23 protein-coding genes are annotated in these 25363 nt (G+C 70.2%); 18 read left to right on the top strand and 5 right to left on the bottom strand.

From position 1 onward, the window contains the following. Positions 1 to 106: 106 nt before the first annotated feature. Genes AB0D27_RS39095 through AB0D27_RS39080 form a run of 4 tightly spaced genes read right to left on the bottom strand, consistent with a single transcriptional unit; the run spans position 107 to position 3625 of the window. Positions 107 to 730, bottom strand: coding sequence for a response regulator transcription factor (locus AB0D27_RS39095; protein WP_362518596.1), 624 nt, complete (start codon positions 728 to 730; stop codon positions 107 to 109). Next, entirely contained in the window at positions 727 to 1920 is a 1194-nt protein-coding gene (locus AB0D27_RS39090) for a sensor histidine kinase (RefSeq protein ID WP_362518593.1), read from the bottom strand. The genes AB0D27_RS39095 and AB0D27_RS39090 overlap by 4 nt, the downstream gene beginning before the upstream one ends. Further along, positions 1917 to 2762: an ABC transporter permease gene (locus AB0D27_RS39085; protein ID WP_362518590.1), complete on the bottom strand. Its 846-nt coding sequence runs from the start codon at positions 2760 to 2762 to the stop codon at positions 1917 to 1919. The genes AB0D27_RS39090 and AB0D27_RS39085 overlap by 4 nt, the downstream gene beginning before the upstream one ends. Further along, the gene (locus AB0D27_RS39080; RefSeq protein WP_362518587.1) at positions 2759 to 3625 is read right to left on the bottom strand and encodes an ABC transporter ATP-binding protein; all 867 of its coding nucleotides are present in this window, start codon (positions 3623 to 3625) and stop codon (positions 2759 to 2761) included. Before AB0D27_RS39080 ends, AB0D27_RS39085 begins: the two co-directional genes overlap by 4 nt. 139 nt (positions 3626 to 3764) lie before the next feature. Between AB0D27_RS39080 and AB0D27_RS39075 the strand changes: the two genes are divergently transcribed. The 3 genes from AB0D27_RS39075 (at position 3765) to rpsD (ending at position 6732) form a co-directional block, all read left to right on the top strand. After that, on the top strand, positions 3765 to 4400 hold the full coding sequence (locus AB0D27_RS39075) for a vitamin K epoxide reductase family protein (protein ID WP_362518584.1): 636 nt from the start codon (positions 3765 to 3767) through the stop codon (positions 4398 to 4400). 45 nt (positions 4401 to 4445) lie between these two features. Further along, positions 4446 to 5801 carry a replication-associated recombination protein A gene (locus AB0D27_RS39070; RefSeq protein ID WP_362518581.1) on the top strand — a complete coding sequence of 452 codons (1356 nt, stop codon included), beginning with the start codon at positions 4446 to 4448 and terminating at the stop codon, positions 5799 to 5801. Between the two features lie 316 nt (positions 5802 to 6117). Continuing rightward, the gene (rpsD, locus tag AB0D27_RS39065; protein WP_019066381.1) at positions 6118 to 6732 is read left to right on the top strand and encodes a 30S ribosomal protein S4; all 615 of its coding nucleotides are present in this window, start codon (positions 6118 to 6120) and stop codon (positions 6730 to 6732) included. A 33-nt stretch (positions 6733 to 6765) separates the two neighbouring features. Here rpsD and AB0D27_RS39060 read toward each other — a convergent pair whose 3' ends face one another. Next, positions 6766 to 8934 (bottom strand): regulator, encoded by a 2169-nt coding sequence (locus tag AB0D27_RS39060; RefSeq protein ID WP_362518578.1) that lies wholly within the window; start codon positions 8932 to 8934, stop codon positions 6766 to 6768. A gap of 161 nt (positions 8935 to 9095) precedes the next feature. Between AB0D27_RS39060 and AB0D27_RS39055 the strand changes: the two genes are divergently transcribed. The 15 genes from AB0D27_RS39055 to nusB all read left to right on the top strand — a co-directional run bounded on the left by AB0D27_RS39055 (position 9096) and on the right by nusB (position 25284). Beyond that, the gene (locus tag AB0D27_RS39055; RefSeq protein WP_362518575.1) at positions 9096 to 9530 is read left to right on the top strand and encodes a DUF948 domain-containing protein; all 435 of its coding nucleotides are present in this window, start codon (positions 9096 to 9098) and stop codon (positions 9528 to 9530) included. 7 nt (positions 9531 to 9537) lie between these two features. Then, positions 9538 to 9870 (top strand): DUF6167 family protein, encoded by a 333-nt coding sequence (locus AB0D27_RS39050; RefSeq protein ID WP_362518572.1) that lies wholly within the window; start codon positions 9538 to 9540, stop codon positions 9868 to 9870. Beyond that, a complete protein-coding gene (gene alaS / locus AB0D27_RS39045) occupies positions 9870 to 12542 on the top strand; it encodes an alanine--tRNA ligase (protein WP_362518569.1) in 2673 nt (890 codons plus the stop codon). The genes AB0D27_RS39050 and alaS overlap by 1 nt, the downstream gene beginning before the upstream one ends. Before the next feature lie 15 nt (positions 12543 to 12557). Next, positions 12558 to 13022: a Holliday junction resolvase RuvX gene (gene ruvX, locus AB0D27_RS39040; RefSeq protein ID WP_362518566.1), complete on the top strand. Its 465-nt coding sequence runs from the start codon at positions 12558 to 12560 to the stop codon at positions 13020 to 13022. 123 nt (positions 13023 to 13145) lie between these two features. Further along, on the top strand, positions 13146 to 14993 hold the full coding sequence (mltG, locus tag AB0D27_RS39035; RefSeq protein ID WP_362518563.1) for an endolytic transglycosylase MltG: 1848 nt from the start codon (positions 13146 to 13148) through the stop codon (positions 14991 to 14993). Beyond that, a complete protein-coding gene (locus AB0D27_RS39030; RefSeq protein WP_362518560.1) occupies positions 14974 to 15813 on the top strand; it encodes a shikimate dehydrogenase in 840 nt (279 codons plus the stop codon). The genes mltG and AB0D27_RS39030 overlap by 20 nt, the downstream gene beginning before the upstream one ends. Before the next feature lie 107 nt (positions 15814 to 15920). Beyond that, on the top strand, positions 15921 to 18128 hold the full coding sequence (locus AB0D27_RS39025; protein ID WP_362518557.1) for a molybdopterin cofactor-binding domain-containing protein: 2208 nt from the start codon (positions 15921 to 15923) through the stop codon (positions 18126 to 18128). A 27-nt stretch (positions 18129 to 18155) separates the two neighbouring features. Then, the gene (locus AB0D27_RS39020; RefSeq protein WP_362518554.1) at positions 18156 to 18614 is read left to right on the top strand and encodes a (2Fe-2S)-binding protein; all 459 of its coding nucleotides are present in this window, start codon (positions 18156 to 18158) and stop codon (positions 18612 to 18614) included. Between the two features lie 194 nt (positions 18615 to 18808). Then, a complete protein-coding gene (aroC, locus tag AB0D27_RS39015) occupies positions 18809 to 19993 on the top strand; it encodes a chorismate synthase (RefSeq protein ID WP_362518551.1) in 1185 nt (394 codons plus the stop codon). 29 nt (positions 19994 to 20022) lie between these two features. Then, complete coding sequence (locus tag AB0D27_RS39010; protein ID WP_362518599.1) at positions 20023 to 20505, top strand: shikimate kinase; 483 nt, start codon at positions 20023 to 20025, stop codon at positions 20503 to 20505. Further along, a complete protein-coding gene (gene aroB / locus AB0D27_RS39005; protein WP_362518548.1) occupies positions 20502 to 21593 on the top strand; it encodes a 3-dehydroquinate synthase in 1092 nt (363 codons plus the stop codon). The genes AB0D27_RS39010 and aroB overlap by 4 nt, the downstream gene beginning before the upstream one ends. Before the next feature lie 317 nt (positions 21594 to 21910). Next, entirely contained in the window at positions 21911 to 22792 is an 882-nt protein-coding gene (locus AB0D27_RS39000; protein ID WP_362518545.1) for a Pro-rich N-terminal domain-containing protein, read from the top strand. Between the two features lie 320 nt (positions 22793 to 23112). Then, positions 23113 to 24219 (top strand): aminopeptidase P family protein, encoded by a 1107-nt coding sequence (locus AB0D27_RS38995; protein ID WP_362518543.1) that lies wholly within the window; start codon positions 23113 to 23115, stop codon positions 24217 to 24219. 61 nt (positions 24220 to 24280) lie between these two features. Next, entirely contained in the window at positions 24281 to 24847 is a 567-nt protein-coding gene (efp, locus tag AB0D27_RS38990; protein ID WP_010988257.1) for an elongation factor P, read from the top strand. Positions 24848 to 24849: 2 nt separating this feature from the next. After that, entirely contained in the window at positions 24850 to 25284 is a 435-nt protein-coding gene (nusB, locus tag AB0D27_RS38985) for a transcription antitermination factor NusB (RefSeq protein WP_362518540.1), read from the top strand. Positions 25285 to 25363 lie beyond the last annotated feature (79 nt).

The raw sequence follows: 25363 nt of genomic DNA, 5'->3' as shown, positions 1-25363 counted from the left end.
GCTTCGCCCCCCAGACCCCCCTGTCGCGCTTCGCGCTCGTCCTCAAACGCCGGACGGGCTAAGAAGCCCTCCGGCGTTCGGGAGGCGGAGGCCCGAGGGAGGGACCTCACTCCAGCAAGCCGAACCTCATCGCACTGGTCACCGCCGCCGTCCGGTCGTCCACCCCCAGCTTCCCGAAGGCCCGCAGGAGATGGGTCTTCACGGTGGACTCGCCGATGAACAGGCGACGGCCGATCTCGGCGTTGGTGCAGCCCTCGGCGACCAGCCGAAGCACGGCCGTCTCCCGCTCGGACAACCGCGGTCGCTCCGGCTTCGTCCGCAGCTGGTCGACAAGACGGGCGGCGACGGACGGCGCGAGGACGGTCTCCCCGCGGGCCGCCGCCCGCACCGCTTCCGCGAGTTCCCCCCGCGGCAAGTCCTTCAGGAGATACCCCGCCGCCCCCGCCTCCACGGCCCGCAAAATGTCCCGGTCCGTCTCGTACGTCGTCAGCACGACGACCCGGCACGACAGCCCCGCCTCCGTCATCCGGACGATCGCGTCGACGCCTCCGCCGCCCGGCATCCGCAGGTCCATCAGCACGATGTCCGGCCGGAGTTCGGCGGCCAGCGCCTCGGCCTGCGGCCCGCTGGACGCGTCGGCGATCACATCGAGGTCGGGCTCGGCGCTGAGCATCGCGCGCAGCCCTTCGCGTACGACGGGATGGTCGTCGGCGAGGATGATCCGGATCACTGGTCACTCCTGGGGATGGGCAGGCACACCGTGATGATCGTGCCGTCGCCCGGCGTACTGCGCACCTGGGCGGTGCCGCCCACCTCGGCGGCCCGGGCACGCAGCCCCGCCAGACCGTAGCCGCCGACCGGCGCGGCGGGGTCGAAGCCGCAGCCGTCGTCGCGTACGGACACGGTGAGCGCCTCGTCGGTGTACGCCAGGGCGATGCTTACGGCGGCCGGACTGCCCGCGTGTTTGCGGGCGTTGGCCAGCGCTTCCTGGCAGGAGCGCAGGGCCACCACCTCGGATCCGGCGGGCAGCGCGCGCGCCGGACCGGTCACGTCGACCGTCGCGTCATGGCGGGCGGCGAGCCGGCGCAGGGCGTCGGGCAGCGAGGCGCCGTCGAGGTCGGCGGGCGCGCCCCCGGCGACCAGGGCCCGCGCCTCGGCGAGGTTCTGCCGTGCCGTCTCGGTCATCAGTGCCAGATGGCGGCGGGCCTGCGGCAGGTCGTGGTCGAGTTCGGCCTCGACGGCCTGGACCAGCATCAGCAGGCTGGTGAACCCCTGTGCGAGGGTGTCGTGGATCTCCCGGGAGAAGCGCTCCCGTTCGGCGAGCGCTCCGTGCGCGCTCGAGAGCCGGGAGAGCTCATGGCGACTGGTGTCCAACTCGGCGATCAGCGCGGCCCGTTCCTGGCTCTGCTCGATGATCCGGACGGTCCAGCTGCCGAGTGCCGCCGAGAAGACGAGGGTGACCACGGCGAAGACCGAGTTGAAGAAGACGTCCTGGCCGCTCGGCCACCACAGCAGTGCCCAGCCCGCCACCGGCGCGACGTTGATGGCCGTCACGGTCGCCAGGGCCCAGCGCAGGCGCAACGCCATGAAGCACTGGGGGACGAGCGCGAAGGTCATCAGCCGCGTCTCGCCGACGAGGATCCCCGACGGCAGGAACAGCACCATCGCCCCCGTGAGGTAGCCGAGGGCACGCCGCTCGTCGGGCGGGTCGCCGCTGAGGACGGGTCGCCCGACCGCCACGTACCAGGGAATCAGCAGGACGAGAAGCGCGGCCGCGATGACCCGAAGGTGCCACCCCGGATGTCCCGTGCCGAGCACGAACACCAGGGTGGCCGCCCACACGATCGCGAAGTACGAGTCCCAGAGCCGGAACGAGTTGTCCCAGGTGTACGCGCTCTTCGCGCCGCCCTGATCGGTCATCCGTCTCGACGGTTCTTCCAGCGGAAGGTCAGCAGACACAGCAGCAATCCTCCGACGCACCACGCCCCGAGCACCAGGGCGATCCGCCCGAACTCCCAGCCGCCCGCCTGTTCGAGGACCTTCGCGGAGTCGGGCAGGAAGACCCCGCGCAGACCCTGGCACATCCACTTCAGCGGGAACAGCGCGCCGATGTTGAGCATCCAGTCCGGGATCGTGTCGATGGCGATGTACACCCCGGAGATGAACTGCAGCACCAGGAAGGGCAGGACGACCACCGACGTGGCGCTCTTGCCCGACTTGGGGAGCGAGCTGATCGCGATGCCGAGCAGGGCACAGGCCGTGAGGCCGAGAACGAAGATCCAGGCGAAGTCCGCCCACTTGCCGATGCCCGAGGGCAGATCCACGTCGTAGAGGGTCGTACCGACGACGAGCAGGATCGCCGTTTCCAGGAGGCCGGTCACCAAAACCAGCCAGATCTTGCCGAGGAAGTACGCGGCCGGTGGCATCGGTGTGCCGCGCAGCCGGCGCAGCACCCTCTCGTCCCGTTCGATCGCGATCGAGATGCCGAGCGACTGGAAGCTGGTGGACATGATGCCCGCGGCCATCATCGCGGGCACGTACAGCTGGGAGGCGGTGATGCCGGCGCCCTTCACGTCGTCGCTGAAGATCGACGCGAACAGGAAGAGGAAGACGACCGGGAAGGCGAAGGTGAACACCACCTGGTCGCGCTGGCGGAAGAACTGCTTGATCTCCAGGGCGCCCCGTCGCAGCCCGAGTTCCCAGGCTCCGGGCAGCCTGCCGGAGAAGGTCTCACTGCCCATGCGTACGGCGGTGGTGGTCATCGCGCGTCCTCCTGTCCGGTCAGTCGCAGATAGACGTCCTCCAAGGTGGGGCGGCTCACCCGCAGCCCGGGGATCTCCCCGTCGAAGCGGCGCGTCAGCTCGGCGACCGTCCGGGTGGGGGTGTCCGTGCGCTCGCCGCGCGGGGTGCCGTCCGGCTCCGTCCACTCGACCGTGGCCTCCGTGCCGAAGCGCCCCCGCAGCGCGGACGGCTCGCCCTCGGCGACGACCCGGCCCTTCGCCATGACCGCCAGCCGGTGCGCGAGCGCTTCCGCCTCTTCCAGGTAATGGGTGGTGAGCAGGATCGTCGTGCCCTCGTCGGCCAGCTTCCGGATCAGGTCCCAGAACTGCCGCCGCGCGGCCGGATCGAAGCCGGTCGTCGGCTCGTCCAGGAGCAGCAGCTCGGGGTCGCCGATCACGCCGAGCGCCACGTCCAGCCGCCTGCGCTGCCCGCCCGAGAGCGCCTTGATCCGGCTGCCCGCCTTCTCCTGAAGACCCACCAGGCCGATGACTTCCTCGGGGTCGCGAGGTTTCGGGTAATAGCGGGCTAAATGCCGCACGGTCTCGCGTACCGTCAACTCGGCGGGAGCTGATTCGTCCTGCCAGACGATGCCGACCCGCGAGCGCCACGCGCGCGTGCCCGTCGCCGGATCCGCGCCCAGCACGCGGACCTCGCCCGCGTCCCGGCCGCGGTTGCCCTGGAGGATCTCCACCGTGGTGCTCTTGCCCGCGCCGTTCGGCCCGAGCAGGCCGAACACCTCGCCCTGCCGGATGCCCAGATCGATGCCGTCGACGGCGGTCACGTCCCCGTACTGCTTGCGCAGCCCCCGTACGTCCACCGCGAGTTGATCCTCGTGTGCTGTCATGGCGAGAAGCCTCTTACGAAACCGAACCTTCCGGGACGACCGTGCGTACCTCCTTATGTCCATCGAACGGTGGACACGAGTGCGCGTGCGGCACAATGACCGTGCCCGAAGGCCCCTTCGAAGCTACGGAAACGGCGTGATGAGCAAGACGACAGTCAAGGACGTCTCGACCGACCAGGAACGCGCCGCCGCTCCCCGGACGGTCGGCGGCAGTCGTGGGCTCGCCCTGCTGCTGGTGATCACCGGTGCGGCCGGTCTCCTTGCCGCGTGGGTCATCACGATCGACAAGTTCAAGCTGCTGGAAAACCCGAACTTCGTGCCCGGGTGCAGCCTGAACCCGGTCGTCTCCTGCGGCAACATCATGAAGAGCGACCAGGCCTCGGCCTTCGGCTTCCCCAACCCCATGCTGGGCCTCGTCGCCTATGGCATCGTCATCTGCGTCGGCATGAGCCTGCTCGCCCGGGCCACCTTCCCGCGCTGGTACTGGCTGACCTTCAACGCGGGCACGCTCTTCGGCGTCGGATTCTGCACCTGGCTCCAGTTCCAGTCGCTGTACCGGATCAACTCGCTCTGTCTGTGGTGCTCTCTGGCCTGGGTCGCCACGATCACCATGTTCTGGTACGTGACCTCGGCCAACATCCGCAACAACTTCCTGCCCGCCCCGCGCTGGCTGAAGAGCTTCTTCGGCGAGTTCACCTGGGTCCTGCCGGTGCTGCACATCGGCATCATCGGCATGCTGGTCCTGACCCGCTGGTGGGACTTCTGGACCAGCTGACGACGGCAGTCCGCGTTGTCAGTGGCTTGACATAGGGTTTTGTGCGTGGAGCCCGACCTTTTCACCGCCGCAGCGGAAGAACGCCAGGAGAAGGACCCGACCGCCAGTCCCCTGGCGGTACGGATGCGCCCGCGCACCCTGGATGAGGTCGTGGGCCAGCGGCATCTGCTGAACCCGGGCTCGCCTCTGCGCCGACTCGTGGGCGAGGGGAGCGGCGGCCCGGCCGGACCGTCCTCGGTGATCCTCTGGGGCCCGCCCGGCACCGGCAAGACGACCCTCGCCTATGTCGTCTCCAAGGCCACCAACAAGCGCTTCGTGGAGCTGTCCGCGATCACCGCGGGCGTCAAGGAAGTACGCGCCGTGATCGACGGAGCACGCCGCGCCACCGGAGGCTTCGGCAAGGAGACCGTCCTCTTCCTCGACGAGATCCACCGCTTCAGCAAGGCCCAGCAGGACTCCCTGCTCCCGGCCGTCGAGAACCGCTGGGTGACGCTGATCGCGGCGACTACCGAGAACCCGTACTTCTCGGTGATCTCCCCCCTCCTGTCCCGCTCCCTGCTCCTCACCCTCGAACCGCTCACGGACGACGACCTGCGCGGCCTCGTCAAGCGCGCGCTCACCGACGAGCGCGGCCTCAAGGAAGCCGTCACCCTCCCCGAGGACACCGAGGAGCATCTGCTCCGCATCGCGGGCGGCGACGCCCGCCGTGCCCTGACCGCCCTGGAGGCCGCGGCCGGCGCCGCGCTCGACAAGGGCGAGGCGGAGATCAGCCTCCAGACCCTGGAGGAGACCGTCGACCGCGCCGCCGTGAAATACGACCGCGACGGCGACCAGCACTACGACGTGGCGAGCGCCTTGATCAAGTCCATCCGCGGCTCCGACGTCGACGCCGCCCTGCACTATCTGGCCCGCATGATCGAGGCCGGCGAGGATCCCCGCTTCATCGCCCGCCGGCTGATGATCTCCGCCAGCGAGGACATCGGCCTCGCCGATCCGAACGCGCTGTCCATAGCCGTCGCCGCCGCCCAGGCCGTCGCCATGATCGGCTTCCCGGAGGCCGCGCTCACCCTCAGCCACGCCACCATCGCCCTCGCCCTGGCCCCCAAGTCCAACTCGGCGACCATGGCGATCGGCGCCGCCATGGAAGACGTACGCAAGGGCCACGCGGGGCCTGTGCCGCCGCACCTGCGCGACGGGCACTACAAGGGCGCGGCCAAGCTGGGCCACGCCCAGGGGTATGTGTATCCGCACGACCTGCCCGAGGGCATCGCCGCCCAGCAGTACGCCCCGGAGGAGCTCAAGGACCGGGAGTACTACACGCCGACCCGCCACGGCGCCGAGGCCCGGTACGCGGACGCGGTCGAATGGACGAGGAAGCACCTCGGTCGAGGGCGGTCCTGACCGCCCTGTAAGATGACCCGAAGCGCTGCGTCCCGTGTCCGGCTCCGGTCGGCACCACCAGAACGGGACATCCAGCCGGAGCCCCCGCCTCCACGGGGGGATTCCAGGAGCGTCGCGCACCGTCGAAGGTGTCGCGGGCAGCCCACCACCACCCGGAATCCCGGGACCGGTCGGTGGGCCACTCGCGTGCTGCACGTATGTGCCCAGACCCAGGAGCGGCTGCCCGCCCCGTCCACGGACGGGGAGGGTTTCCCGGGCTGCGGATGCGACCTCCCTTAACTCTGGTGAGCCGAAAACCAGGAAAGAGAAAAAGACAGTGGCGAATCAGTCCCGCCCCAAGGTCAAGAAGTCGCGTGCCCTCGGCATCGCGCTGACCCCGAAGGCCGTCAAGTACTTCGAGGCCCGCCCCTACCCGCCGGGCGAGCACGGCCGCGGCCGCAAGCAGAACTCGGACTACAAGGTCCGTCTGCTCGAGAAGCAGCGTCTGCGCGCGCAGTACGACGTGTCCGAGCGCCAGCTCGTCCGCGCCTACGAGCGTGCCTCCAAGGTCCAGGGCAAGACCGGTGAGGCCCTGATCATCGAGCTGGAGCGTCGTCTTGACGCGCTGGTCCTGCGTTCGGGCATCGCCCGCACGATCTACCAGGCCCGCCAGATGGTCGTCCACGGCCACATCGAGGTCAACGGCCAGAAGGTCGACAAGCCGTCCTTCCGCGTCAAGCCCGACGACGTCGTGATGGTCCGCGAGCGCAGCCGCAGCAAGACGCTGTTCGAGGTCTCCCGCGCCGGTGGCTTCGCCCCCGACGGCGAGACCCCGCGCTACCTCCAGGTGAACCTCGGCGCCCTGGCGTTCCGCCTGGACCGCGAGCCGAACCGCAAGGAGATCCCGGTGATCTGCGACGAGCAGCTCGTCGTCGAGTACTACGCCCGCTGATCACTTCTCAGCACACGTAGCACCACCCGCGCGTCAGCCCGTCGTCTCGCCGCCCTTCGGGGTGGGCGAGGCGGCGGGCTTCCGCGTGTCCGGGGGCAGCCTGCGCGGCGAGGGCACCGCGCCGAGCGGCGCCTCCCCGGTCCGCCCCAGCGCCCGGGCCACCGAGGTGTCCTGGCCGAGCCGGGCTCCAGCCCGTACGCACTCCTCGTACCGCACCTCGCCCAGCCGATCCCGGGCCAGGGCCTCGCACCGCTCGTGCGGCGCGTTGTAGTACGCCGAGCCGAACAGCGGTAGACCCACCGACGGCCACATCCCGGACGCCGCTCCTTGCAGCACCGCGGCCTCGGCCGGATCGCCCTCCACCGCCGTGACCAGCGCCAGCAGCTCGATCGCGAGGACCGTGCCGAGCAGATCGCGGAAGGTGTGCGCGATAGCGAGGCATTCCGTCAGCAGGACCCGGGTCCGCGCCGTATCGCCGTCGGTCAGGGCCTCGTAGGCCAGGACGTACAGCGCGTACGCCAGCGCCCAGCGCTCGCCGTGGTCCTCGCAGACTTGGCGGACGTCCTCACACAGCCGCACCGCGCCCGGCAGATCGCCCTGGAACGCCAGCGTCATCGCCAGCTCGACCTGGCCCATCAGCACATTGCTGTTGAGCTCGCCGATCTCGTGATAGCGGTCCAGCGCCGAACGCAGCAGGGCTTCCGCGCGCGCCATGTCGTCCGTGACCAGGGCCAGACAGCCGGTCCGGTGCTCGGCGTACGCGACCGCGATGGCGTCGCCGCTGCGTTCCGCCTCCTCACGGCACTCCTGAAGCGCGGACAGCGCGGGCACCGTGTCGCCCTGGAGGACCGCCACATAGCCGAGCACCCACAGCGCCTTCAGGCGCGACTGGTCACGATCACCGTCGAGCTCGATGCTGCGCTCCAGCCAGTGCCGTCCCTCCGAGAGCCGGCCGCAGCCGACCCAGTAGAACCACAGCGTGCCCGCCAGGTACTGGCCCAGATGCGCCTCGCCCTGCTCGGTCAGACAGTGATCGAGGGCGCGGCGCAGATTCGGCAGCTCTGTCTCCACGCGCGCGGCGACCTCGCCCTGCCGGGGCGAGAACCAGTCCAGCTCGCACCAGGTGGCGAGGCCCATGTACCAGTCGCGGTGGCGGCGGCGCAGCCGCTCCGCGTCGCCGGCCGCCTCCAGCCAGTCCGCGCCGTACGCCCGGACGGTGTCCAGCATCCGATAGCGCACGCCCGCCGCGGTCTCCTGGCGGGACAGCACGGACTGCGCGAGGAGCTCGCCCAGCACGTCGAGGACGTCGTCGGCGTGCAGCCCCTCACCGCCGCACACGTACTCGGCGGCCTCCAGATCCAACTGCCCCGCGAACACCGACAGGCGCGACCACAGCAGCCGCTCCTCGGGTGTGCACAGCTCATGACTCCAGCCGATGGCCGTCCGCAGCGTCTGGTGCCGGGGCAGCGCGTCGCGCCCACCGCCGGTCAGCAGCCGGAACCGGTCCTCGAGCCGGGAGAGCAGCTGCCCGGGGGAGAGCGCGCCCAGCCGCCCCACCGCCAGCTCCACGGCGAGCGGGATCCCGTCGAGGCGCCGGCACACCTCCCGTACGTCGGAGCGGTTGCCGTCGTGCAGCGTGAACTCCGGAACGCGCGCCGCCGCCCGGTCAGCGAACAGCTCCACCGCCTCCGCCTCGGCCAGGGGTGCCAGCGGGAACAGCCGCTCTCCCTCGACATCCAGGGGCCGCCTGCCCACGGCGAGCACCCGCAACCCGGGCGCGCGCCGCAGCAGCGCACCCACCAGCGAGGCGCACGCCTCCACCAAATGCTCGAACCCGTCCAGGACAAGCAGCAGTTGGCGCTCGGCGAGATGGTCAAGCAGCACCTGACGGGGCGGCCGGGACGTCTGGTCCGTCAGCCCGAGGGCCTCGACGACCGCGTACTCGACGAGGCCCGGATCGTGCACCGTGGCCAGCTCCACCCGCCACGCCCCGTCACATACGTCCGTCCCCGCCGCCGCGCGCGCCGCGAACCGCGACTTCCCGACGCCTCCCATGCCCGTCACGGTGACCAGCCGGGCCGTCTCCAGCGCCTCGGCCAGCCGGGTAAGTTCGGCCGAGCGCCCCACGAACGCGTCGAGTTCCAGGGGCAGATTGCCCGGCACCGGAGGATCGGAGCGCCGGGAGCGGTGAGAACGCTGCATGGGATACGGAGCGTACTGACCCGTAAGCACTCCGTACAATCGCTTCGGGCAAGTCCGGTCCCGGGAGGCATTAATGCGGTACGGAGCGGCGGCCCCGGCGCGATAGGCTCGGGGGACGACTTTTCGATGTTCAGGCACGCAGTCAGGGAGCGGGTGCAACAGTGTCCGGTGGAGAGGTGGCCGGGATCCTGGTGGCCGTCTTCTGGGCGATCCTGGTCTCCTTCCTCGCCGTCGCGCTGGCGAGGCTGGCCCAGACGCTCAGGGCGACCACCAAGCTCGTCGCGGACGTGACCGACCAGGCCGTCCCGCTCCTGGCAGACGCCTCCGCGGCGGTGCGCTCCGCACAGACGCAGATCGACCGGGTCGACGCCATCGCGTCGGACGTCCAGGAGGTCACGTCGAACGCGTCGGCGCTGTCGACCACCGTCGCCTCCACCTTCGGCGGCCCCCTGGTCAAGGTCGCGGCGTTCGGCTACGGCGTGCGCCGGGCCATCGGAGGCCGTCGAGAGAATGTGCCCGACAAGGCGTCCCGGCGTACCGTGATCGTGGGCCGCACCGTCCCGTCCGCGCGACGGGGAAAGCGGAAGAAGGACTGACGCAGCGATGTTCCGCCGTACGTTCTGGTTCACCGCCGGCGCAGCCGCGGGTGTGTGGGCCACCACCAAGGTCAACCGCAAGCTCAGGCAGCTGACCCCCGAAAGCCTCGCGGCACAGGCCGCGAACAAGGCGATCGAGGCGGGCCACCGGCTCAAGGACTTCGCGCTCGACGTCCGCGACGGCATGGCCCAGCGGGAGGCCGAACTCGGCGAGGTCCTCGGGCTCAACGAGGACCCCGAACTCCCCGCGCCGCGGCGGCACGCCGCCATCGAGAACCGCAACGACCCGAAGTACGTCGAGAGGTCGACGTACTCGTACAACCGGAATGAGGACCACTGATGGAGTCGGCCGAGATTCGTCGCCGCTGGTTGAGCTTCTTCGAGGAGCGCGGTCACACCGTCGTGCCTTCGGCGTCGCTCATCGCGGACGACCCGACTCTGCTCCTGGTCAACGCGGGCATGGTCCCCTTCAAGCCGTACTTCCTCGGTGAGGTCAAGCCGCCCTACGCGCGCGCCACGAGCGTGCAGAAGTGCGTGCGCACCCCCGACATCGAAGAGGTCGGCAAGACCACCCGGCACGGCACCTTCTTCCAGATGTGCGGCAATTTCTCCTTCGGCGACTACTTCAAGGAAGGCGCCATCACCTACGCCTGGGAGCTGCTCACCTCGCCCCAGGACAAGGGTGGTTACGGGCTCGACCCGGAGCGCCTGTGGATCACGGTCTACCTGGAGGACGACGAGGCCGAGGCCATCTGGCGCGACAAGATCGGCGTCCCCGCCGAGCGCATCCAGCGCCTCGGCAAGAAGGACAACTACTGGTCCATGGGCGTACCGGGTCCGTGCGGCCCCTGTTCCGAGATCAACTACGACCGCGGCCCCGAGTTCGGCGTCGAGGGCGGCCCGGCCGTCAACGACGAGCGGTACGTGGAGATCTGGAACCTGGTCTTCATGCAGTACGAGCGCGGCGAGGGCACCTCCAAGGAGGACTTCGAGATCCTCGGCGAGCTGCCCAGCAAGAACATCGACACCGGCCTCGGCATGGAACGCCTCGCCATGATTCTGCAGGGTGTGCAGAACATGTACGAGATCGACACCTCCATGGCCGTCATCAAGAAGGCCACCGAGCTGACCGGCGTCGAGTACGGCACCGCCCACGGCTCGGACGTCTCGCTGCGCGTCGTCACCGACCACATCCGCACGTCCGTGATGCTCATCGGCGACGGCGTCACGCCGGGCAACGAGGGCCGCGGCTATGTGCTGCGCCGCATCATGCGCCGCGCCATCCGCAACATGCGCCTGCTCGGCGCCACCGGCCCGGTGGTCCAGGAGCTCATCGACGTCGTCATCGACATGATGGGGCAGCAGTACCCGGAGCTGATCACCGAGCGCAAGCGCATCGAGACCGTCGCCCTCGCCGAGGAGGCCGCCTTCCTCAAGACCCTGAAGGCCGGCACGAACATCCTCGACACCGCCATCACCGAGACCAAGTCCGCCGGCGGCGGGGTCCTCCCCGGCGACAAGGCCTTCCTGCTCCACGACACCTGGGGCTTCCCGATCGACCTCACCCTGGAGATGGCCGCCGAACAGGGCCTCTCCGTGGACGAGGACGGCTTCCGCCGTCTGATGAAGGAACAGCGGGACAAGGCCAAGGCCGACGCCCGGGCCAAGAAGACCGGCCACGCCGACCTCGGCGCCTACCGCGAGATCGCCGACGCCGCCGGCGAGACCGACTTCATCGGCTACGACCGCACCGACGGGGAGTCGACGATTGTCGGCATCCTCGTCGACGGCGTGTCCTCGCCCGCCGCCACCGAGGGCGACGAGGTCGAGATCGTCCTCGACCGCACCCCGTTCTACGCCGAGGGCGGCGGCCAGATCGGCGACACCGGGCGGATCAAGCTGGACACCGGTGCCATCGTCGAGGTCCGCGACTGCCAGAAGCCGGTCCCGGGTGTGTACGTCCACAAGGGCGTCGTCCAGGTCGGCGAGGTGACCGTCGGAGCCAAGGCCCAGGCCGTCATCGACGTACGCCGTCGCAAGGCCATCGCCCGCGCCCACTCGGCCACCCACCTCACCCACCAGGCCCTGCGGGACGCCCTCGGCCCGACGGCCGCCCAGGCCGGTTCCGAGAACCAGCCAGGCCGCTTCCGCTTCGACTTCGGCTCCCCGTCGGCGGTGCCCACGGCCGTGATGACCGACGTCGAGCAGCAGATCAACGAGGTGCTCGCCCGCGACCTGGACGTCCAGGCCGAGATCATGAGCATCGACGAGGCCAAGAAGCAGGGCGCCATCGCCGAGTTCGGCGAGAAGTACGGCGAGCGTGTCCGCGTCGTGACGATCGGCGACTTCTCCAAGGAGCTGTGCGGCGGCACGCACGTGCACAACACCGCCCAGCTCGGCCTGGTCAAGCTGCTCGGCGAGTCGTCGATCGGCTCCGGTGTGCGCCGCATCGAGGCTCTGGTCGGTGTCGACGCCTACAACTTCCTCGCCCGCGAGCACACGGTCGTCGCCCAGCTCCAGGAGCTGGTCAAGGGCCGTCCCGAAGAGCTTCCGGAGAAGGTCTCCGCCATGCTCGGCAAGCTGAAGGACGCCGAGAAGGAGATCGAGAAGTTCCGCGCGGAGAAGGTCCTGCAGGCCGCCGCCGGTCTCGTCGAGTCCGCCAAGGACGTCCGCGGTCTCGCCCTGGTCACCGGCCAGGTCCCGGACGGCACGACCGCCGACGACCTGCGCAAGCTGGTCCTCGACGTGCGTGGCCGCATCCAGGGCGGACGCGCCGCCGTGGTCGCCCTGTTCACGACCGTCAATGGCAAGCCGCTGACGGTCATCGCCACCAACGAGGCCGCCCGCGAGCGCGGCCTCAAGGCCGGTGACCTGGTCCGTACGGCCGCCAAGACCCTCGGCGGCGGCGGTGGCGGCAAGCCGGACGTCGCCCAGGGCGGCGGCCAGAACCCGGCCGCCATCGGCGAGGCCGTCGACGCGGTCGAGCGCCTCGTCGCCGAGACCGCCAAGTAAGAAACGGCCAAGAAGATGCGCAGAGGACGTCGGCTCGCGATCGACGTCGGGGACGCCCGCATCGGGGTCGCCTCGTGCGACCCCGACGGGATCCTGGCGACACCGGTGGAGACGGTCCCGGGGCGTGACATCCCGGCCGCTCACCGCCGGCTGAAGCAGCTCGTCGAGGAGTACGAGCCGATCGAGGTCGTCGTCGGGCTCCCTCGCTCCCTCAAGGGGGGCGAGGGCCCTGCCGCGGTCAAGGTCCGCGCGTTCGCCCAGGAACTCGCCCGGGGGATCGTCCCCGTACCGGTGAGGCTCGTGGACGAGAGGATGACGACAGTGACGGCCAGTCAGGGTCTGCGCGCCTCCGGCGTGAAGTCCAAGAAGGGCCGCTCCGTCATCGACCAGGCGGCCGCCGTCATCATTCTGCAGCAGGCTTTGGAATCCGAACGGGTGTCAGGTAAATCTCCGGGCGAGGGCGTCGAAGTGGTCATCTGATCGCGATACGGTAACGTTCCGCGCGATGCGGTGGCGTTCGAACAGCCGCCGCACAGCAAAGAGGCGGACGGGAGCTGTGCCGCAAGCGCCGGCAGCCGCCGCCTCGCGGCTCGTAGGGGATCGATGACTGAGTATGGCCGGGGCCCAGGCTCCGAACCGTGGAATCCGGAGGACCCGTTGTACGGGGACGGCGGATGGGAAGGGCAGGCCGCCGACGGCCAGTCCTCCTACGGCGGCCAGCCGCAGCACTATCCGCAGCAGCCGCAACAGCAGCAGCCGCAGCACGGCGACTGGGGCACGGGCCACCAGGGCGGCTACGACCAGGGCCAACAGCAGCACTATCAGGACCAGGGTCAACAGCACTACCAGGACCAGGGGCAGCAGCAGTACAACGGCCAGGGCCGGCAGCAGTTCCCCGGGCAAGGGCACCCGCAGTACGCGGACCAGATGCAGCAGCAGTACAACGGCCAAGGTCAGCAGCAATACGGCGACCAGGGGCAACAGCACTACGGCGGTCTGGGCCAGCAGCAGTACGGCGGTCATGGCCAGCAGCAGTACGGCGGTCAGGGGCAGCAGCAGTACAACGACGGCGGCTGGAACACCGGGGCGCACCCCCAGGTCCCGTACCCCGCCGATCCGGCCGACCCGTACGGCGGCCAGTACAGCGGTGAGCAGCCCGACCACTACGGCACCCCCGACGCCTACCCGCCGCCCGAGCCGCCCGCCCGCCGACGCGCCGAACCGGAGCCGAAGACGGACTGGGATCCCGGGCCTGACCAGGGTGAACATGCCTTCTTCGCCGGGGGCGGCGACGATGACGACGACTTCGACGACGATCCGAAGGCCGGCCGCGCCCGCGGCGACCGCCGCGGCAAGGGCGGCGGCAAGGCCAAGAAGCGTCGCAATGGCTGCGCCTGCCTGGTGGTCGTGCTGGTCATCGGAGGCGGGCTCGGCGGAGTCGGATATTTCGGGTACCAGTTCTACCAGAATCGTTACGGCCCGGCGCCGGACTACGCGGGTGGTGGCGCGGGACAGGTGACGGTCGAGATTCCCTCGGGGGCGGGCGGGTACGCGATCGGTCAGGCGCTGAAGGAAAAGGACGTCGTCAAGAGCGTCGTCGCCTTTGTGTCCGCGCAGAAGCAGAACCCCTACGGGGACAGGATCCAGGCGGGCGCCTATCTGCTGAAGAAGCAGATGTCGGCCGCAAGTGCCGTCAAATTGATGCTTGATCCCAAGAGCCAGGCCAACGTGGTTGTTGCCCCAGGGCTGCGCAACTCCCAGGTCTACACGAGGATCGACAAGAAACTCGAACTGCCCAGCGGCACCACCAACAAGGTCGCCAAGAAGGAATACAAGAGCCTGGGACTCCCGGCCTGGGCGAACACCAACAGGTATGTCAAGGACCCGCTGGAAGGATTCCTCTACCCGGCCACGTATCCCGCCGCCAAGGGCATGAAGCCCGAGGACGTACTGAAGAAAATGGTGGCCCAGGCCGCACAGAAGTACGAGGCGTTGGATCTCAAGGCGAAGGCCAAGGCTCTCAACCTGGACAGCCCGTTGCAGGTCATCACGGTCGCGAGCCTCGTCCAGGCGGAAGGCAAGACGCACGACGACTTCCGCAAGATGGCCGAGGTCGTCTACAACCGCCTGAAGACCGACAACACCGAGACCAATCGGCTTCTCCAGTTCGACTCGACCTTCAACTACCTCAAGGGCCAAAGTAAGATCCACATCAGCGAGTCCGAGATCAACAGCAACAAGGACCCGTACAACACGTACACGCAGAAGGGTCTGCCTCCCGGTCCGATCGGCAACCCCGGCGATGACGCGTTGAAGGCGGCGCTCAACCCGACGAGCGACGGCTGGATCTATTTCGTGGCGACGGATGGTCAGAGCAACACCGAGTTCGCCAAGACGTACGCCGAGTTCCAGGCCCTCAAGGAAAAGTTCAATGACAGCTCGGCCAACTGACGCCCGCCGAGCCGCAGTGCTCGGTTCCCCGATCGCGCATTCCCTCTCCCCGGTGCTGCACCGCGCCGCGTACGGGGCGCTCGGCCTCAGTGAGTGGTCGTACGACCGTTTCGAGGTCGACGAGGAGGCGCTGCCCGGGTTCCTCGCGGAGCTCGGGCCGGAGTGGGCGGGGCTGTCGTTGACCATGCCGCTCAAGCGGGCCGTCATTCCGCTGGTCGACGAGATCACCGACACGGCCGCCTCCGTCGAGGCGGTCAACACGGTGGTGTTCAAGGAGGACGGGCGGCGCGTCGGCGACAACACGGACATTCCCGGGATGGTCGCCGCCCTGCGAGAGCGGGGGATCGAGGAGGTCGAGTCCGCCGCCGTCCTCGGCGCGGGCGCCACCGCGTCGTCCGCGCTGGCCGCGCTGGCGCGGGTCTGCACCGGCGAGGTCGTCGCGTACGTCCGCAGCCAGGCGCGCGCCGCCGAGATGCGGCAGTGGGGCGAGCGACTGGACATCGAGGTGCGGACCGAGGACTGGGCGGACGCCGAACAGGCGCTGCGGGCACCGCTCGTGATCGCCACGACCCCGGCGGGCGCGACGGACGCGCTGGCGGCCTCCGTCCCGGAGCGGCCCGCCACGCTGTTCGACGTGTTGTACGACCCCTGGCCGACCGATCTCGCGGCGCGCTGGTCCGCGTACGGCGGTGCCGTGGTCAGCGGACTCGACCTGCTGGTGCACCAGGCGGTACTCCAGGTCGAGCAGATGACCGGACGTTCGCCCGCGCCGCTCGACGCCATGCGCACGGCGGGCGAGCACGCGCTCGCGGCTCGGTAGCGCAGTCGACGCGGGGATCGTGCCCGCACTCTTGAACCTTGGACTTACCTCCGGTAATGATCTCCGGACGGCCCGGCGACGGCGGCGGGCGCGTGAACGGAGCTCCCATGACTGGACACGCCAGGCGCAGGTTTCTCAGCTACCTGGTGGCCGCGCCCACCTTGGCCGTCGCGACCAGGATCGGTCTCGACGCCTTCGAGCCGGGCCTCGCGGAGGCGGCGATACCCACTCCACCCGCGCCGGCCGATCTGGTCGACCTCGGCGATCTGCTGATCCTGGCGGGCAAGCCCACGGCGGGCATGCTCGTCCTGAGCGTCGACGAGGACGGCACCGTCCACTTCCGGCTGCCGCGCGAGGAGGTCGGGCAGGGGCTGACCACTGCGGTGGCCATGCTGGTGGCCGAGGAGCTGGACACGCCGCTCGATCAGGTGCGTATCCAACTGGAGGACGCCCGGCCCGAGTTGCTGTTCAACCAGTTGACCGGCAGCTCCAACTCCATCCGTTCCCTGTACGACCCCGTACGGCACACGGCGGCGGCCGCGCGGGCTCGAATGGTGGGCGCGGCCGCCCGGCAATGGGGCCTCAAGGCAAGTGAGTTGACGGTCCGCCAAGGGACGGTCACCGCACCGGACGGCCGGACCGCCTCCTACGGCAGCCTGTCGGCGTCCGCCGCCTCCCTCGACCTGGGCTCGCTGACCGTCACGCCCAAGAAGGAGTCCGAGCACACCCTCGTCGGCACCCCCACCTCCCGCATCGACGCCAGAGCCCTGGTCACCGGCGGGCAGGCGTACACGCTCGACCTCGACGTCCCCGGTGCCAAGCCCTGTATGGTGCGCCGCCCGCCGACCCTCAACGGCACCGTCAAGTCGGTGAACAACGAGAGCGTCGTACGCGCCATGCCCGGCGTCCTCGACGTGGTCACCATCGACACCGGCGTTGCGGTGATCGCCGAGACCTTCGGCCAGGCCCTCAACGCTAAGAACGCCCTGGACGTCACCTGGGGCGGCGGCACGGTCGACGCGCTCTCGGACGAGGACATCCGAGCCCGGCTGAAGGCGGCGACACCCTCCCTGGACCTGCTCGGGCTGCTGGTCAAGAAGGTGGACGCCGAGTTCGACTTCGCGTTCGCGAGCCACGCGCCGATGGAGACCAACTCCGCCGTGGCCGACGTACGGGCGGACGGGGCCGAGATCTGGTCGGGCATGAAGTCGCCGATCGTCGCCCAGGCGGCCATCGCGCGGGCCGTCGGGCTGCCGGTCGGCAAGGTCAAGGTCCATGTGGTGCAGTCGGGCGGCTCGTTCGGGCGCCGGCTCTTCTACGACGCGGCCCTGGAAGCGGCCGTGGTGTCCAAGAAGAGTGGTCGCCCGGTGCGGCTGATGTGGTCGCGCATCGACGACATGCGGCACGGCCGGATGCGTCCCGCGACCCACCATCGGATCCGCGCCACGTATGCGGCCGGGCAGGTGCTCACCTTCGTCCACCAGGTCGCGGCCGTGGAGACCGACTTCCGCCACGGTCTGGGTGACGCGGTCACCGCCGCGGCGGCCGGTCTGCCCAGCGGTCTCGGCAACGCGACCTTCGCCCAGACCCTGTTCCTGACCACCGTGAAGTCCCCGTACGACTTCGGAGTCACGACCCAGGCGCTCACCGAAGTGCCGTTGAAGATGCACACCGGGTCATGGCGTTCGGTGTACTCGGCCAACACACGGGGTGCCGAGGAGATCATCGTGGACGAGCTGGCGGCGCGGCTCGCCCAGGATCCGGTGGCCTTCCGGCGGTCCTTCCTCAAGACCGACCGGCAGCGCGCCGTCCTCGACAAGGTCGCCGAGGAGGGCGACTGGGGGCGCAGCCTGCCCTCCGGCTGGGCCCAGGGCGTCGGCTTCCACGACGAGTACAAGTCGTGCACGGCCTGTCTGGTCGAGATCGACGCCACCGATCCCAAAAAGCCGAGGGTGACCAAGGCCGTCATCGCGGCGGACGTGGGGCGGCCGATCAATCCGCGCGGACTGGAAGCGCAGCTGCTCGGCGGGCTCACGGACGCGATCTCCACCACGCTGCGGGCCGGACTCCACATCGACAAGGGGCTGCCGCTGGAAGGCAGCTACTCGCAGTTCCACTACGCGCGCCAGAAGGACTCCCCGAAGGACGTACGGATCTTCGTGCTGCCGACGGACCACGAACCCGGTGGCGCGGGCGAGCTCGGTGTCCCGGCGGCGGTCGGCGCCATCGCCAACGCCTACGCGCGGGCCACCGGCACCAAGCCGCGCAGCTTCCCCGTGAACTTCGACGTCGACTTCACCCCCTTCCCGCGCTGACCTCTCGCCTCAGGAGCACGAGCCGCCATGCCCTTCCACACCTTCACCGTCAACGGGAAGACCGTCACCGTCGACGCCCCCGACGACCTGCCCCTGCTCTGGGCGCTGCGCGACCTGCTCGGCGTCCGCGGCCCCAAGTACGGCTGCGGAATCGACGTCTGCAAGGCCTGCACCAGCCACCTCGACGGCGAAGCCGTCCGTCCCTGCGTGGTGCCCGTCGCCGAGGCAGCGGGACGCGAGGTCACCACCATCGAGGGGCTCGCGGACGGGGACCGGCTGCACCCCGTTCAGGAGGCCTGGCTGGATCAGGACGTGGCCCAGTGCGGCTACTGCCAACCCGGCCAGATCATGGCCGCGGTCGCCCTGCTGAAGAGGACGAAGAACCCTACGGACGCCGACATCGACGAGATCGCGAACGTCTGCCGCTGCGGCACGTACTTCCGCATCCGCGAGGCGATCAAGAGCGCGGCGGCACGGATGGCGTGACACCGGAGGGCGACACGGGCCCGCGCGACCTGACGAGGTTGCGTCCGCCTGATGGACCTGAGGCCGAGTCGCGGGCCCGGACATGGGAGGATCGGAGGTGGCGGGCCAGGGCCGCGCACCCGGTCGCGCCGTCGCCGTACGCGAGGACGCGCGTACGCAGCAGCAGTACCAGGGCGCGAGCATGAGGAGCACCGTTGAGCAGGTTGCGCTGGCTGACCGCCGGGGAGTCCCACGGTCCCGCACTTGTCGCGACGCTGGAGGGCCTTCCCGCCGGCGTGCCGATCACCACGGACATGGTGGCGGACCACCTTGCCCGGCGGCGCCTGGGCTATGGACGTGGTGCCCGGATGAAGTTCGAGCGCGACGAGGTCACCTTCCTCGGCGGCGTACGCCACGGCCTCACCATGGGCTCCCCGGTCGCGATCATGGTGGGCAATACCGAGTGGCCCAAGTGGGAGCAGGTCATGGCGGCCGACCCGGTCGCCCCGGAGATCCTCGCCGACGTCGCACGCAACGCCCCGCTGACCCGGCCCCGGCCCGGCCACGCCGACCTCGCGGGCATGCAGAAGTACGGCTTCGACGAGGCGCGGCCGATCCTGGAGCGCGCCTCCGCCCGGGAGACCGCGGCCCGGGTGGCGCTGGGCGCGGTGGCCCGGTCGTACCTGAAGGAGACGGCCGGGATCGAGATCGTCTCGCACGTCGTCGAGCTGGCCGCCGCGAAGGCGCCGTACGGGGTCTACCCGAAGCCCTCGGACGTCGAGAAGCTGGACGCCGACCCGGTGCGCTGCCTCGACGCCGACGCCTCGAAGGCGATGGTCGCGGAGATCGACCAGGCCCACAAGGACGGCGACACGCTCGGCGGCGTGGTCGAGGTGCTCGCGTACGGCGTGCCGGTGGGCCTCGGCTCGCATGTGCACTGGGACCGGCGCCTCGACGCCCGGCTCGCCGCCGCGCTCATGGGCATCCAGGCCATCAAGGGTGTCGAGGTCGGCGACGGCTTCGACCTGGCCCGGGTGCCGGGCTCCAAGGCGCACGACGAGATCGTCCACACCGCGGACGGCATCAGGCGCACCTCCGGCCACTCCGGCGGCACCGAGGGCGGTCTGACCACCGGTGAGCTGCTGCGCGTCCGCGCCGCGATGAAGCCGATCGCGACCGTGCCGCGCGCGCTGGCCACTATCGACGTGGCCACCGGCGAGGCCGCCAAGGCCCACCACCAGCGCTCCGACGTGTGCGCGGTCCCGGCCGCGGGCATCGTCGCCGAGGCCATGGTCGCTCTCGTCCTGGCGGACGCGGTGGCCGAGAAGTTCGGCGGCGACAGCGTCCCGGAGACCCGCCGCAACGTGCGGTCGTACCTCGAGCACCTGGCCATCCGGTGACCGTTCCGCAGATCGTCCTCGTCGGCCCGATGGGGGTCGGCAAGTCCACGGTGGGCGCGCTGGTCGCCGAGCGACTCGGCTGCGCCTACCGGGACACGGACGACGACATCGTGGCCGAGCAGGGACGCACCATCGCCGACATCTTCGTCGACGAGGGTGAGCCGGTCTTCCGCGCGATCGAGAAGCGGGCGGTCGACCGGGCGCTGGCCGAGCACGACGGGGTGCTGGCGCTCGGCGGCGGCGCGATCCTCGACGCGGACACGCGAGTGCTGCTCGCCGGGCACCAGGTCGTCTACCTCTCGATGGACGTCGAGGAGGCGGTCAAGCGCACCGGCCTCAACGCGGCCCGGCCACTGCTCGCCGTCAACCCGCGCCGGCAGTGGCGCGACCTGATGGAGGCGCGCCGCCATCTGTACACCGAAGTCGCCCGCGCGGTCGTCCCCACCGACGGCCGCACCCCCGAAGAGGTCGCCCAAGCGGTCCTCGACGCACTGGAGTTGAAGGAAGCATGAGCGAGGCAGTGACCCGTATCCAGGTCGGCGGCACGGCGGGCACCGACCCCTACGAGGTCCTGGTCGGCCGTCAACTCCTCGGTGAGCTGGGCACGTTGATCGGCGACAAGGTCAAGCGTGTCGCGGTCATCCACCCGGAGGCGCTCGCCGAGACCGGCGAGGCACTCCGTGCCGACCTCGCAGGACAGGGCTTCGAGGCTGTCGCCATCCAGGTGCCCAACGCGGAGGAAGCCAAGACCGCCGAGGTCGCCGCGTACTGCTGGAAGGCGCTGGGCCAGTCCGGCTTCACCCGCACCGACGTCATCGTCGGCGTCGGCGGCGGCGCCACCACCGACCTGGCCGGATTCGTCGCGGCGACCTGGCTGCGCGGGGTGCGCTGGATCGCCATCCCCACCACCGTGCTGGCCATGGTGGACGCTGCGGTCGGCGGCAAGACCGGCATCAACACCGCCGAGGGAAAGAACCTCGTCGGCTCCTTCCACCCGCCCGCGGGCGTGCTGTGCGACTTGGCCGCGCTCGACTCGCTGCCGGTCAACGACTTCGTCTCCGGGCTCGCGGAGGTCATCAAGGCCGGTTTCATCGCCGACCCGGTGATCCTGGAGCTCATCGAGGCCGACCCGGAGGCGGCCCGTACGCCCGCGGGCCCGCACACCGCCGAGCTGATCGAGCGCTCCATCAAGGTCAAGGCCGAGGTCGTCTCCGGCGACCTCAAGGAGTCGGGGCTGCGCGAGATCCTCAACTACGGGCACACTCTCGCGCACGCCATCGAGAAGAACGAGCGCTACAAGTGGCGGCACGGCGCCGCCGTTGCCGTCGGCATGCACTTCGCCGCCGAACTCGGGCGCCTCGCCGGCCGGTTGGACGACGCGACCGCCGACCGCCACCGCACCATCCTGGAGTCCGTCGGCCTCCCGCTGAGCTACCGCTACGACCAGTGGCCCAAGCTCCTGGAGAACATGAAGGTCGACAAGAAGTCCCGGGGCGACCTGCTGCGCTTCATCGTCCTCGACGGCCTCGCCAAGCCGACGGTCCTCGAGGGTCCGGACCCGGCCGTGCTCCTCGCCGCGTACGGCGAAGTCGGGGAGTGACGGACTACGGCGAGGTGGGGGAGTAACGCCCAACGGGCCCCCACTCGGCCCGTTTTGCCCCTCACCCACGGGCACTTCGCACCTTCCCCGGCCGTTCACACAACAGCGGCCGGGGAAGGTACCGTTCGGTAGCGGACGGGGATCGAGCCCCTGTCCGCCAGCGCCAATTGCCTGCCGCGAGTAAGCCGAGGAGCGCGTCGGAGGCGAGAGGTCGACCGCGCGCAGGCCCGAAGGGCTGAGCACGGTCGCGCTCTCGACACCGACTTGGGCGCCCCGGAGGCGGACGAGCGAAAAGACACGAGACGGAGTGGCACCGGATGCAGCACGCAGTGGGGGCTCCGCTGCCGCCGCCCCACCAGCCGGGGCACGGACCGGCCGCCGGCTGGTCGCCTGCCGGACAGCAGCCGGGACACCCGGGTCCCGCACCCGCTCCGGGATTCGCCGGAGCACCCGTGCCTCCCGGGGTTCCCCCCACCCAGGCCCCGCCGCAGCACGTGCCCGCGCACCACGCTCCCGCGCAGCCCGCCCACCACGCCCCCGTGCCTCCCGCGCCGGACACGACCGGCCATGTGCAGCTTCCCCCGGGCGGCCCGGTGGCCATGCCGTCGCCGCCGCCCGCCGCGGGCACCCCCGACCCCACGGCCACCACGCTCGCGGTGCTGCTCATCGGCCCCGCGGGCGCCGGGAAGACCAGCGTCGCCAAGTACTGGGCGGACACCCGCCGGGTCCCCACCGCTCACATCAGCCTCGACGACGTACGCGAATGGGTGCGCTCGGGCTTCGCCGATCCGCAGTCCGGGTGGAACGATCATTCTGAGGCGCAGTACCGCCTGGCCCGCCGCACCTGCGGGTTCTCCGCGCGGAACTTCCTGGCCAACGGCATCTCGTGCATCCTCGACGACGCCGTCTTCCCCGACCGCCCGGTCGTCGGCCTCGGCGGCTGGAAGCGGCACGTCGGCCCCGGGCTGCTGCCGGTCGTGCTCCTGCCGGGGCTGGAAATCGTCCTGGAGCGCAACGCCGAGCGGTCCGGAAACCGCCGCCTCACCGACGAGGAAGTCGCCCACATCCACGGCCGGATGGCCGGGTGGTACGGCTCCGGGCTCCCCATCATCGACAACTCGCAGCTCGACGTACCGGCCACGGCCCGCGTCCTGGACGACGTACTCGCCCGCTCGATCGCCAGCCCGCCGCAGTGGTGAATCCCTAGGACCTGTCCGGCCGATCACGGCGGAGACGCGGGGGTGGTACGCGCATCCGCGGCGTTGTCGTCGGTCGCCGACTCCCCCGCTCGGTTTCGCTCGCGCGGGGGCCCCATCGCGTCGATTCCCTCCTCCGCCCCGCAGCCGCACGCTCGCCCACTCTCGGCTTCGCTCGAGCGGGACCCCCTCACCCCGCCCACCGGCACCGCAGGTGGCGCCACTGCTTTCCTCCACCGTGACGACTGGACAGGTCTTAGGACGGCCACACGTCCGGCCCCTCTGAACCGGCGACATTCGGCCATCGCTCGTACGCTCGGTTCATGTCAGAGGTGTACGCGGTCCGCAGAGCGCGGCTGAGGGAGCGCTGGACGGCGGGCGGCAGCGCGACGGCGCTGGTGACCCGGCCGGCCAATGTGAGGTATCTCGCCGGCGCGGCCCCGAGCGGCGCCGTGCTCCTGCTGGGCAGGGGCGAGGATCTGCTGCTGTGCGGTGGCCCGCCGAGCGGCGAGGCCGAGGAAGGACGCCCCGACGAGGCGCTGCGTATGCAGGTGCTGCCCCGGGCCGGCGGTGACCCGGCCGTCGCCGCCGCCGATGTCGCCACCGGCCAGGGCGCCGATTCCCTCGCGGTCGAGGAACACCATCTGACCGTGTCCCGGCACCGCGCCATCGGCTCGGTGGCTCCGCGACTGCGCCTGGCCGACCTGGGCGGCGCGGTGGAACAGCTGCGGGTGATCAAGGACGAGGAGGAGATCTCCTGTCTGCGGATCGGCGCCGAGATCGCCGACCAGGCACTGGGCGAGCTGCTCGAATCGATCCTCGTCGGCCGCACCGAACGCCATCTCGCCCTGGAGCTGGAGCGGCGCCTCGTCGACCACGGCGCGGACGGCCCCGCCTTCGCGACCTCGGTCGGCACCGGCCCGCACTCGGGGCGGCGCGGCCACCGCCCCACGGACCGGCGCGTCGAGGAGGGCGATTTCCTCTCCGTCTGTCTGGGCGCGACCTATCGCGGCTACCGCTGCGAGATCGGCCGCACATTCGTGATCGGCACCTCGCCCGCCGACTGGCAGATCGAGCTGTACGACCTCGTCTTCGCCGCCCAGCGCGCCGGACGGGAGGCGCTGGCACCCGGCGCCGCCTTCCGTGACGTGGACCGCGCGGCACGCCAGGTACTGGACTCCGCGGGGTATGCGGAAGGCCTTCCACCGCTGACCGGGCACGGTGTCGGGCTCGAAATCGACGAGGACCCGCAGCTGGCCCCCGCGGCCATGGGTAAACTGGACGCTTGCGTGCCGGTCACCGTCGAACCGGGGGTCCACCTCCCGGGCCGGGGCGGTGTCCGGATCGATGACACGCTCGTCGTACGCCCTGAGGCGGACGGCGGACCCGAGCTACTCACCATCACGACCAAGGAGCTGCTCGCGCTCTAGCTTTTTCGAGCTACGCGCGTGCGCCGGGGTCGTCCACGTCAGTCCAGGAGATTCCGCAACCGTGGCTTCCACGAACGACCTCAAGAACGGCCTGGTGCTCAAGCTCGACGGGGGCCAGCTCTGGTCCGTCGTCGAGTTCCAGCACGTCAAGCCCGGCAAGGGCCCGGCCTTCGTGCGCACCAAGCTGAAGAACGTGCTCTCCGGCAAGGTCGTCGACAAGACGTTCAACGCCGGCGTCAAGGTCGAGACGGCCACGATCGACAAGCGCGACATGCAGTTCTCGTACATGGACGGCGAGTACTTCGTCTTCATGGACATGGACACGTACGACCAGCTCATGGTCGACCGCAAGTCCGTCGGTGACGCCGCCAACTTCCTGATCGAGGGCTTCACCGCCACCGTGGCGCAGCACGAGGGCGAGGTGCTCTTCGTGGAGCTGCCGGCCGCCGTCGAGCTCGTCATCCAGGAGACCGAGCCGGGCGTCCAGGGCGACCGCTCCACCGGTGGCACCAAGCCCGCCACCCTGGAGACCGGCCACCAGATCCAGGTCCCGCTCTTCATCACCACCGGTGAGAAGATCAAGGTCGACACCCGCACGAGCGACTACCTCGGCCGGGTGAACAGCTAACCGTGGCTGCCCGCAACACGGCCCGCAAGCGCGCCTTCCAGATTCTCTTCGAGGGCGACCAGCGCGGCGTGGACGTCCTGACGGTCCTCGCGGACTGGATCCGGCACTCCCGGACCGACACCCGGCAGCCGCCGGTCAGCGAGTACACGATGCAGCTGGTCGAGGGCTACGCCACCAAGGTGCGGCGGATCGACGAGCTCATCGCGACGTACGCCGTCGACTGGACGCTGGACAGGATGCCGGTCGTCGACCGCAACATCCTGCGCCTCGGTGCCTACGAGCTGATCTGGGTCGACGAGACCCCGGACGCCGTGGTCCTCGACGAGGCGGTGCAGCTGGCGAAGGAGTTCTCCACGGACGAGTCGCCCTCGTTCGTGAACGGCCTGCTGGGCCGCCTGAAGGACCTGAAGCCGTCGCTCCGCCGCGACGACGTGTAGACGCACGCTCAGTCGTACGCACACACCACGTACGAAGTCGTACGAACGCCGGAGGGCCCGCAGCGGACATGCTGCGGGC

This window comes from Streptomyces sp. NPDC048415 (genome assembly GCF_040651675.1).
Lineage (GTDB): Bacteria > Actinomycetota > Actinomycetes > Streptomycetales > Streptomycetaceae > Streptomyces.
The sequence above is the reverse complement of the archived record's forward strand: the minus strand, read 5'-3'. Positions and strand labels throughout refer to the sequence as shown.

What these genes read in the sequence shown, in the direction of transcription:
- AB0D27_RS39090 (WP_362518593.1), bottom strand. Translation starts at nt 1,920, where the DNA reads ATGACCGATCAGGGCGGCGCGAAGAGCGCGTACACCTGGGACAACTCG.
- AB0D27_RS39085 (WP_362518590.1), bottom strand. Translation starts at nt 2,762, where the DNA reads ATGACCACCACCGCCGTACGCATGGGCAGTGAGACCTTCTCCGGCAGG.
- AB0D27_RS39080 (WP_362518587.1), bottom strand. Translation starts at nt 3,625, where the DNA reads ATGACAGCACACGAGGATCAACTCGCGGTGGACGTACGGGGGCTGCGC.
- AB0D27_RS39075 (WP_362518584.1), top strand. Translation starts at nt 3,765, where the DNA reads ATGAGCAAGACGACAGTCAAGGACGTCTCGACCGACCAGGAACGCGCC.
- AB0D27_RS39060 (WP_362518578.1), bottom strand. Translation starts at nt 8,934, where the DNA reads ATGCAGCGTTCTCACCGCTCCCGGCGCTCCGATCCTCCGGTGCCGGGC.
- AB0D27_RS39050 (WP_362518572.1), top strand. Translation starts at nt 9,538, where the DNA reads ATGTTCCGCCGTACGTTCTGGTTCACCGCCGGCGCAGCCGCGGGTGTG.
- alaS (WP_362518569.1), top strand. Translation starts at nt 9,870, where the DNA reads ATGGAGTCGGCCGAGATTCGTCGCCGCTGGTTGAGCTTCTTCGAGGAG.
- ruvX (WP_362518566.1), top strand. Translation starts at nt 12,558, where the DNA reads ATGCGCAGAGGACGTCGGCTCGCGATCGACGTCGGGGACGCCCGCATC.
- mltG (WP_362518563.1), top strand. Translation starts at nt 13,146, where the DNA reads ATGACTGAGTATGGCCGGGGCCCAGGCTCCGAACCGTGGAATCCGGAG.
- AB0D27_RS39030 (WP_362518560.1), top strand. Translation starts at nt 14,974, where the DNA reads ATGACAGCTCGGCCAACTGACGCCCGCCGAGCCGCAGTGCTCGGTTCC.
- AB0D27_RS39025 (WP_362518557.1), top strand. Translation starts at nt 15,921, where the DNA reads ATGACTGGACACGCCAGGCGCAGGTTTCTCAGCTACCTGGTGGCCGCG.
- AB0D27_RS39020 (WP_362518554.1), top strand. Translation starts at nt 18,156, where the DNA reads ATGCCCTTCCACACCTTCACCGTCAACGGGAAGACCGTCACCGTCGAC.
- AB0D27_RS39010 (WP_362518599.1), top strand. Translation starts at nt 20,023, where the DNA reads ATGGGGGTCGGCAAGTCCACGGTGGGCGCGCTGGTCGCCGAGCGACTC.
- aroB (WP_362518548.1), top strand. Translation starts at nt 20,502, where the DNA reads ATGAGCGAGGCAGTGACCCGTATCCAGGTCGGCGGCACGGCGGGCACC.
- AB0D27_RS39000 (WP_362518545.1), top strand. Translation starts at nt 21,911, where the DNA reads ATGCAGCACGCAGTGGGGGCTCCGCTGCCGCCGCCCCACCAGCCGGGG.
- AB0D27_RS38995 (WP_362518543.1), top strand. Translation starts at nt 23,113, where the DNA reads ATGTCAGAGGTGTACGCGGTCCGCAGAGCGCGGCTGAGGGAGCGCTGG.